The 3,033-nt window shown below is 49.8% G+C and carries 3 protein-coding genes; all 3 read right to left on the bottom strand.

Annotated elements, in window-relative coordinates:
- Positions 1–23 precede the first annotated feature (23 nt).
- Positions 24–1,226: a serine-type D-Ala-D-Ala carboxypeptidase gene (dacC, locus tag HMPREF9538_RS09835; RefSeq protein WP_004191175.1), complete on the bottom strand. Its 1,203-nt coding sequence runs from the start codon at positions 1,224–1,226 to the stop codon at positions 24–26.
- Positions 1,227–1,878: 652 nt separating this feature from the next.
- Positions 1,879–2,007 carry a hypothetical protein gene (locus HMPREF9538_RS32355; protein ID WP_009485542.1) on the bottom strand — a complete coding sequence of 43 codons (129 nt, stop codon included), beginning with the start codon at positions 2,005–2,007 and terminating at the stop codon, positions 1,879–1,881.
- 810 nt (positions 2,008–2,817) lie between these two features.
- A partial coding sequence (locus HMPREF9538_RS32640; protein WP_216087200.1) for a hypothetical protein occupies positions 2,818–3,033 on the bottom strand: 216 nt, incomplete at its 5' end.

Raw genomic sequence — 3,033 nt, forward strand, 5'->3', positions numbered from 1 at the left:
GCCCCGCAGGGCGCGGGCAGGCATCAGGAGAACCAGCTGCCGAACCAGCCGTGCAGTTTCATCAGCACGAAGTCGATCATCCGGCTGAAGAAGCCGCCCTCTTTTACCGACTCCATGACAATCAGCGGACGCTGTTCAATGGTTTTATCATTTAGCTTAAAGTCGATAGTCCCGACCACCTGCCCCTTCTCCAGCGGCGCGGTAAGCTGCGGCTGATTTAAGGTATAGCTGGCTTTCAGGTTTTTCAGCTGGCCCTTCGGCAAAGTGATAGAGCCCGCCTCGCCAGCCCCCAGTTTCGCTTCATTGCTATCGCCAAACCACACGCGCTGGGTAACGAAGGTGGCATCTGGTTTAATCGGCGTCACGGTTTCAAAGAAGCGGAAGCCCCAGGTCAGCAGTTTTTCTGACTCGTTAAAGCGAATGCGGTCGGTTTTGGTCCCCAGCACCACGGCGATCAAACGCATATCACCCTGAGTGGCCGAGGAGACGAGGTTATAGCCGGCCCCGGCGGTGGTCCCGGTTTTCACGCCATCGGCGTTGAGGTTGCTGCTCCACAGCAGGCGGTTGCGGTTCGGCTGGCGAATTTTATTGAAAGTGAACTCTTTCTCTTTATGTACCGCATACTCTTCCGGTACGTCGTGGATCATCGCTTTGGTCAGCAGCGCCATATCGCGGGCGGTGCTGAACTGCCCCGGCGCGTCAAGGCCGTGGACGGTCATAAAGGTGGTGTTGGTCAGCCCCATTTTTTTGGCGTAGCCGTTCATCAGGCTAACGAAAGCGTCCTGGCTGCCCGCTACGTAGTCAGCAATCGCAATGCTGGCGTCGTTACCGGACTGAATGATGACCCCTTTGTTCAGATCTTCTACGGAAACCTGCATGCCAGGCTTGAGGAACATCACCGATGAGCCGCGCAGCGCCGGGTTGCCGGTCGCCCAGGCATCGCGCCCAACGGTCACCATATCGGTCAGTTTGATTTTTCCCGCTTTTATTGCCTGCCCTACCACGTAGCTGGTCATGATCTTCGTCAGACTGGCCGGGTCGAGTTTTTCATCGGCATTGCCTTCGCTGAGCACCTTCCCGCTGGCATAGTCCATCAGGATCCAGGCGCGAGCGTCAATTGAAGGGGCGTCGGGGAGTTGTTCCGCAGCCTGCACCGCAGGTGCGACAAGAAATAACAGCGCGCAACCTGCCGCGAGGCCGCGAAGGGAAAAAGCGTCATGCATCATAAGAGCCACCCAAGTATCCTTTCCAAACAAAATATGCCGCGCCACTCTGACCGCGCCGCAGCAACCGGTGAGTAAAGCGTACAAATGACCTTAAAGAAACAGCGAGTTGGTAAAGTTTTTAAAGTTTACGCAATAACATGCCGCTGTGCTTTAATCAGAACAATTTTTTTGATCATAATCGCCTTAATGTTAACTTTATTATGGCAAGAAAAAAATCGCCTTTCAAAACCAATTAGTCACCGAAATTTCAATGACATAACTCACTTCTCTTCGGGAAAAATGCTACTAAAGAGAGGTCGCAAGCGTGTCTTTCATTGTGGTTTGCCTGGTCATAGATTCACATTATGGCGGGGCCGTGTGGGGTAAGCGAAAGCCTGGCCAGTGATATCCAGTCGCCTCGCCCCTACCCCCCTCACCTGAGAACCGGGGATGGTTGTTACTGCTGATACCCTTCACAAAACTCAAAATGTCGGCCCGGTTGCATTCCATGAGGCCCAGTTCAACTTCCGAACTCACAATAACCACATCTGACTTGCTGCTGTAGAAGTCTCAGACGCTTAAATATAAACCTGAAGGTTCTGTAGGCCCTATTTACGCCTGAAATGCAGTTGAGAACTCCCGGGCTATGCTTGAGACGGTCATTACGCCCGTCTCAGGAAATTAGCAACAACGCCCGCACTTTTCTCTCCATCGGGTCTGCCTGATCGCCATGTTCAGCAGGGCTTCGATTGCCACAGCATTCCGCCGATGGAGGCGCAATATCCTTGATAAAGGATATCAATCAGCTATCCCCTCTATACGCCACCATCAGGGATTGAGGTCAGGAAGGGAGAGCCTCCCGCTAATGATATGAATTATTCGCCCACTGGATAAGCAGGCAGACGGCTTCCCTGTTTTAGTCGGCATATCGGTAAAAAATAGTTTATCGGGCTATTTTCACTTTCCGTATTACACAAGTAAGAAAAATAGCACATCGATAAGGATGGATTCCTGGTCATTAAATACAGTATAGTTTCCCCTGCAATCTTTATGGAAGCGGGTAGCTCACCCGCAGTTATTCCATAAATTAAGATTCGCATATTGTGTTGAAAATGGCATATCCCTTTATGCGTGTAATTACACCCCAGCCTGTCGCTGGGCTTTTTTTTTCAAGGCGACTCTGGATGGTGATAAATTTTACAAATACATTCATAACAGCGCATCCACAGCCGTGGCCTTTACAGAAGTATTGCTCTCAAAACCCCGGGCCGTTCTGATTCTGTTGCCTGTTATTAATCACGCCGGTTTGATGAAAAGGTTAACATCTCTTCCCGGGTAATCTCCTACCCTTCTCGTCCGATGCCATATCGAGCTCTACGACTCGCTCTTCCAGACTGCAGTTCGCCAGTGCTTCTTTTATCCCTATTTCGTTTTGCAGGGATGTTTTGATAGCACCGCGATAGTATGCTGGCCATCCTTATCAGTCATTCATTTTAACCGCCTTTTTCAAATCCTTCCGGGGAAAGTAAAGTCCTCTACCAGGCTCTGCTCGTTTAACGCTATAGATTCAAATACTGATTATTGCATTATATACCACTTACCCCCGCAGTGATTACCCAGGTAAGATAAATAGCACAAAAGTAAGGGTGGATTCCTGGTTATTTAATACAGTATATTTCCCATGTAGTCTGTATGGAAGTTGATGGTTACCTTTGGTTAACCCATACTTCGAGACTCGAATATTATCTTGAGAACAGCATGCAACCCTGAGTAAATTTACTCCCCCGCGCCCGGCACTGGGGGTTTTTTTTTTTTTTTTTTTTTTTTT

Source organism: Klebsiella sp. MS 92-3 (assembly GCF_000195655.1).
Classification (GTDB): Bacteria; Pseudomonadota; Gammaproteobacteria; order Enterobacterales; family Enterobacteriaceae; genus Klebsiella; species Klebsiella pneumoniae.